Origin of the sequence: Oscillochloris sp. ZM17-4 (assembly GCF_019599295.1) — a bacterium.
Taxonomy (GTDB): Bacteria; Chloroflexota; Chloroflexia; order Chloroflexales; family Chloroflexaceae; genus Oscillochloris.
In genome coordinates this window covers 272622-278143 of record NZ_JAIEWN010000002.1, presented here as the reverse complement: position 1 = coordinate 278143, position 5522 = coordinate 272622, and the positions used below count along the sequence as shown (strand labels likewise).

Here is a 5522-nt window from a genome sequence, read left to right as displayed (position 1 = left end):
GCGAGGTAGGGTCTGCGGCCCCCGATATTGATCATATATGTGGCTGCACCTGCCAGCTTCGCTGGCAGGTGCAGCCACATATATGCAGGGTTTGAGGGCGACAGCCCTAAGAAAGTGTGTGCTATGACCCAGGAGCCAGAACCAGAGCAGATTGGACCGCTCACCTTCGTCGAGAACGCCGACTACCCCTACCCCTTCGAGGTGGCCAGGCCGCCGCGCTTCTGGATGGAGGAGACCAGCGGAGCGCTCAACGCGGCCGTCGAGGTCTATATGCGCAGCGAGGATCTGAGCGCCGTCCAGCTGAATCTGCTCAAGATCTACCTGCGCCAGTATATCGAGCGGGCAGTGATCACCGACGAGGCCGACCGCCGCCGCCTGCTCGGCCGGCTCGATAAGCTGCGCGGCGTGCGCGATATGGAGCGCTTCGCCGAGGATCTCTCCGAGGTCGGCGTCGAGCCCTTTTAACACCCGCTAGGCGAAGCTATGCCAGGTCAATAGCCGACGTGCGATTGGCGCAGCTTGAGGTATGCTGGTATCAAGTCATTCGCCAGCCCCGCTTCGGTACTCAGCACATCGAAGAGGAGGCGGGGAAAGGCGCATCCTGGACATGCCTTGGAGCTATTGGCTGCCAGAGCCGTCGCTCCTTCGCGCAAAAAGTCAGTAACCTCGCGGCTTGTCATATCCCACACCTGTACATCGCTTCGGGTGATCGTCTCGTCATTCCAGAAGCAGCCAAGATGACCGCCACCGATCGTCTTGTGGTGTGTACCAGATGACTTGCCAATCTGAAGATAGCGATTCGCGCCGAATGATTTATAGCACTGCCAAAACGGGGCACCGCCCACCGCGTCAGCCAGCATTGAGGGATTGGATCGATTGACCTGGCACGCCGCCTTCAGCGCAAGCCAGTAGTGCAGACGTCGGGTGACAGGGAGCGTCTGATCATGGTGAGCAGCGATCATCCAGTCGACGATCCGCTCAAAGCTCGCAAGGTCGCCCATATCACCTGGCTGGTACATGAAAGCCGTCTGGGAAGGAAACGGGTTAATCCGGCAGCCAGGAAAGCTCTCGGCGAGCGCGGTAACGATCGACACGACCCGATTGACATTGGCGGAATGGATGACCAGATTGAAGAGGACTGCCGGTTGAGCTTTGCCAGCGAGAAGGCGCGCCGTATAGATGGCCTCAATCGCCTTCTGGCGCTGCCCATGAGTCCATGGGATGCTTTTCCATTCCGTGTACAGCGCCTCGAGTGGCATTGTGTGCAGCCGATAGATCTGCTCGGCATCTTCGAAGTCGTCGGCGCTCAGAGCAATAATGTCAGGCGGAGTCTCCATAATCTGCTCAGCAAAGCTGTGGTCGCGCATCAAACGCCGACCGGTCGTCGTGAAGTTAATGACCACGTCGGAGCGCCGCCGTAGCTCTGCGATGATGGTGATGATCTCGGAGTGCATCTCCGGGTTGCCCCCAAAAAGGTTCACCTCGATCATGTCGGAGCCTACGCCCGCCGTGAGAGCAGAGGCGACCTCCGGTGGCACGCGAAAGGCTGCAAAATGAGTTGGAAGGGCGCTACGAATCAACTCCTGGTTTGCAAGCTTAAGCCCTTCAATCGCAGTCTGGATGCCCCTTAGTAATATATCGGCAGGAGCAAAGCTTTTGCGAACAAATCCACGATTCAAAGATACTGCAGCTGGACATATATAATTACCACCCTCCATCGTACAGTTATGATCACAGAGTGAGCCATCGCTTGTCAGACCATTATGATGGCGAACAGCAGCATTTATATCTATCTGGATCCCCGCCGAAACAGGATAAAGCATGCCGAGACGTTCAAGTCGGCCTTTCCACTCGCTCATCAAGACCTCCCGCAATAGCCAGTTATGTTATGTAGCAGCGGTACTATAACCGGAAACCAAAGATGCTGCAAGGATGCGCCCGGCGGGTTTTAGTACGTAGGGCTGCTCCTGCGGAGGGGCTAAGCTCGACTTTATCCATTCGGTAGACGAAAAACGAGAGGCAGGGTACGCTTAGCTGGAACCTACCTGCGAGGAAGGAGCCAGTCATGCGCACCCTGCCACGAGCGATTATACAAGTCCTGCGTCAGTTTGAGCTGCTGTTCAGCGAGCGGGTATGGGAATGGGCCAAGATTCTGCTGGTCGGTGCCATCCTGGCGCCGGGCAAACGCACCGTCACGGCGGTGCTGAGCACCGATGCGACCCATGCGCCCAGCCAGATCGTCGAGTGGTTTGTTCAGCGCTGGCAGCTGGAGGTCACCTTCGAGGAAGCGCGCGCCCATTTGGGCATCGAGACCCAGCGCCAGTGGTCGGATCTGGCCATCCTGCGCACGACGCCGGTGCTGCTGGGATTGTTTTCGCTGGTGACGCTGTTCGCCCATCAGTTGCTCCACGGCCAGGAGTTACCGGTGCTTCACTACCGGACAGAAAATCCGTGCTATAGATCACTGAACCCATTCCATCCAGGCGAGCGCTTCATCCGCAATGAGAAAGACGGTAAAGGCGACCGGGATGGGCATCCCTTCGTTGAGGAAGTGCTCCAAGAGGCGTAGACCAAGCTGAAAGAGGCTCAGATCACAGCGCTCGGTGCGATGGATGATGGCGACCCAGCCTTCCACATGGGCCAGCGTGCCGAGATACACGATCCACAGATAGGCGAGGCACGCGGCCATCAGGAGCCGGATGAGCCGTTCCGGGTCGGAGAGATGGCTCTTATGGATCTGGAAGCCACGGCTTTTTTGGTCAGAGAAGAAGGTCTCGATATGGAACCGTTTGCGATACCAATGACACGCCTCATCCGCAAGTTCCAGGTTGCTCACTAAGTAGATCGGCTTAGCGGCCTCTTGTGCCCACCAGGCAATCACCGTGACGGGGCCATAGTCCTGATGGGTAAAGCCATCCACCATGCCACTGACGATCTGGCCGGGGGTGGCCAAGTCGCTGAGGACAAACCAGTCGCCGCCGATCTGTACGGGCAGGTTGCTCGCCGTGCGACAGACATAGCTCCAGCCCTGCGTCGCCAGCAGCTGCTGGAGCTGGAGCCCATCAAACTCTCCATCGCCCAGCAGGATGACCTGGGCCTGGGGCGGGAGCAAGGGAATGAGCTGCTGGAGCAGCTGGAGATGCACCGCTTCGGCAAAATGGCCTTTGCGCCCCTCGGCCACGAGCCAGGTCACCGGGAGTGCGCGCCCACGATACAGCACGCTGAGCATAAGCGCGACACAGCCGCGTCCGACGGTACTCCCATCAAGGACGAGCACGAGCGGGCTATGGGCCAGACTGGCCAAGAGCATTTCGGCAAAGGGAACATAGTAGATGGAAGACGTAATCGTCTCGTTGGCGACCCAACGCGCAAAGCGCTTGGTGCGGCTGGCAGGTTTCGCGCCATCGGGAACCTGGGCGGCGACTTTGTCCAAGTGCGTATGCTGGCTGCCGACAATGCCACTGATCAGCATCGCCAACGTGATCAGGTGGCGGGCCTGATGGCCATTCAAGCTGCGGGGATACCATTGCCGAAGTGCCTCTCGTATGGCACGATAGCGGCGGAGGTTGTCGCTCATGGAAGGCTCCTTTTTGGTGTTGGAGCCAAGAGCTTACCATAATGTGTCAACCTCCTTCCGCATCACAAATGTGTCCGGTAGTGAATTTCACGAACCGATTCCGAATATAAGCGAACGCCAAGGACATGGTCAAAATTCCGAAGGCGTTGCTCGACCGCCTGACAGACGCCCTCGCCTACGCGGCATAGCTGGCGGAGTATGGATAAAGTCGAGCTTATTCACGCCGGTGGGCTGTGTCACCGCTGGGATGCTCGCCGGCGCCTGCCCGCCGGCCGATGTGGTGGTCTCGGGGATCAACCGCGGGCTGAACAGCGGCAGCAACGTGCTGCTCAGCGGCACCGTCGGCGCGGCCATGGTCGCCGCCCTGTGGGGTCTGCCGGCCATGGCCGTCTCGCTCCAGTTCGTGGGCGACTCGCCCATGCCCTGGGCCACGGCCTCCTGGGCCGCCGTCCAGCTCTTCCCGCTGCTTGAGGGCCTGCGCGGGCGCGGCCCGCTGGTGCTCAACGTTAACGTCCCGCACATCCACGAGATCGCCGAGGTGCGCGGCTTCCGCCAGACCAGCATCTCGGACTTCTTCTACGGGCGCTACCTTGAGCTGCCCGTCGAGTCGGAGGACGCGGAGGGCCGGCGGCGGGTGGCCTTCCGCTTCGTGCGCGAGCGGGTGCCGGCCTTCCCCGAGTCCAGCGACGACGGTGCGATCCGCGCCGGCTACGTCTCCGTCACCCCGCTCTCGCCTCTGGTCGGACGCGACGATGTGAGCCTGGCGGAGGGGCTGTCCGCCGCTGGGCTCACCACGATTTAGGGCTATTGCAGATTGCAGATTGCAGATTGCAGATTGGGCGTAGCGCGCTGGGAGTTGAGCTTCCCGGAAGTTCAGCGAATTTCCGGGAAGCTCAACTAGCTCGCGGGCGCGATCGTCGCCCGCACGCGCATCCCGGCCAGCAGCCCGCTCTGGTCGTCGATGGAGATGCGCACGGTGTAGGTGCGGACATTCCCGCTCACCGTCGCCGCCGGGGCGATGGAGATCACCTTCCCGCTGAAGGTGACATTGGGCAGCGACTGGACGATCATGCTTGCTGCCTGGCCCACCTGCACCCCGGCGATGTCCACGTCGCTGACATCCACCTCTGCGGTGAGCTCGCTCAGGTCGATCAGCCGGATGGCCGCCGCTCCCGCGCTTGAGCTCGGGTCGCCCACATCGATGTTGACCTCGGCGACCACGCCGGCGAAGGGGGCCTTCAGGTCGGCCTGGGAGCGGTTATACTGCGCCGACTCGAGCGCCGCCTGGGCCTGGGCCACCGACGCCTCGCGCTGCGCCCGCTGGGACGCCGTGGTCGGGTTGGTCAGCGCGTCGAGCTGCGAGCGGGCCTGGGCGACCTGGGCGCTGGCCGCGGCGATCTGGTCGGGCGTCGCGCCGGCCTGGAGCTTATCGAGGGCCGCCTGGGACTGGTTCACCTGCTGCTCGGCGGCCTGGATGCCGGTCTGCTCCGCCAGGCGGGCGCTCTCTGCGGCGATCTCGGCCTGACGCAGCCCCTCCTCGGCGTTGGACACCGCGCGCAGCGCCGCCGCCTCGGCGTCCTTCGCCGACTGCGGCAGGTCGCCGGGGAGCTTCTCAAGCTCGCGGTTCTTCCAGTAGGTCGTGCTATAGCTGTCCTGGGCGCTGCGCAATGCGTTGGCCGCCTGCTCAACCGCAGAGTCAGCGCGATTCTTCCGCTCATATTCTGGAGCGCGCCGCCGAAGCCCACCACCACCTGGTCGCGCGGGAAGACGATCGTGTCGATCTCAGTCTGGAGCGCCTTCTGGAGCTCGGTCTGATTATGGCCCGGCCCGATGTTGGCCCCGATCACGATCTCATTCTGCATATCGGTGCGGCGCAGGCTGGTCAGGCTGGTGCCCATCTGCACATTGGCCACCGCGCTGATCGGCACGCCGCCCTGCGCCGAGG

The 5522-nt window shown here is 61.8% G+C and carries 5 protein-coding genes and 2 pseudogenes; 3 read left to right on the top strand and 4 right to left on the bottom strand.

Annotated features, from left to right (window positions below; all coding sequences use genetic code 11):
• Positions 1–123 precede the first annotated feature (123 nt).
• A complete protein-coding gene (locus tag K2Z83_RS03105; protein WP_220593715.1) occupies positions 124–465 on the top strand; it encodes a hypothetical protein in 342 nt (113 codons plus the stop codon).
• Positions 466–491: 26 nt separating this feature from the next.
• Here the strand turns inward: K2Z83_RS03105 and K2Z83_RS03100 are convergent, their stop codons facing one another.
• A complete protein-coding gene (locus tag K2Z83_RS03100) occupies positions 492–1859 on the bottom strand; it encodes a radical SAM protein (RefSeq protein WP_220593714.1) in 1368 nt (455 codons plus the stop codon).
• Positions 1860–2233: 374 nt separating this feature from the next.
• On the opposite strand from K2Z83_RS03100, the pseudogene K2Z83_RS29745 reads away from it, so the two are divergent.
• A pseudogene (locus K2Z83_RS29745) lies at positions 2234–2428 on the top strand (hypothetical protein); the annotation flags it as partial.
• Between the two features lie 33 nt (positions 2429–2461).
• Here the strand turns inward: K2Z83_RS29745 and K2Z83_RS03090 are convergent.
• The gene (locus tag K2Z83_RS03090) at positions 2462–3577 is read right to left on the bottom strand and encodes an IS4 family transposase (protein WP_220593713.1); all 1116 of its coding nucleotides are present in this window, start codon (positions 3575–3577) and stop codon (positions 2462–2464) included.
• Between K2Z83_RS03090 and surE the strand changes: the two genes are divergently transcribed.
• Positions 3576–4379: a 5'/3'-nucleotidase SurE gene (gene surE, locus K2Z83_RS03085; protein WP_220593712.1), complete on the top strand. Its 804-nt coding sequence runs from the start codon at positions 3576–3578 to the stop codon at positions 4377–4379. The genes K2Z83_RS03090 and surE overlap by 2 nt on opposite strands.
• A 95-nt stretch (positions 4380–4474) precedes the next feature.
• Here the strand turns inward: surE and K2Z83_RS03080 are convergent, their stop codons facing one another.
• Together K2Z83_RS03080 and K2Z83_RS29740 are read right to left on the bottom strand one after the other, a co-directional pair.
• Positions 4475–5245 carry an efflux RND transporter periplasmic adaptor subunit gene (locus tag K2Z83_RS03080; RefSeq protein WP_220593711.1) on the bottom strand — a complete coding sequence of 257 codons (771 nt, stop codon included), beginning with the start codon at positions 5243–5245 and terminating at the stop codon, positions 4475–4477.
• A gap of 113 nt (positions 5246–5358) precedes the next feature.
• Positions 5359–5522, bottom strand: a pseudogene (locus K2Z83_RS29740) (hypothetical protein); the annotation flags it as partial.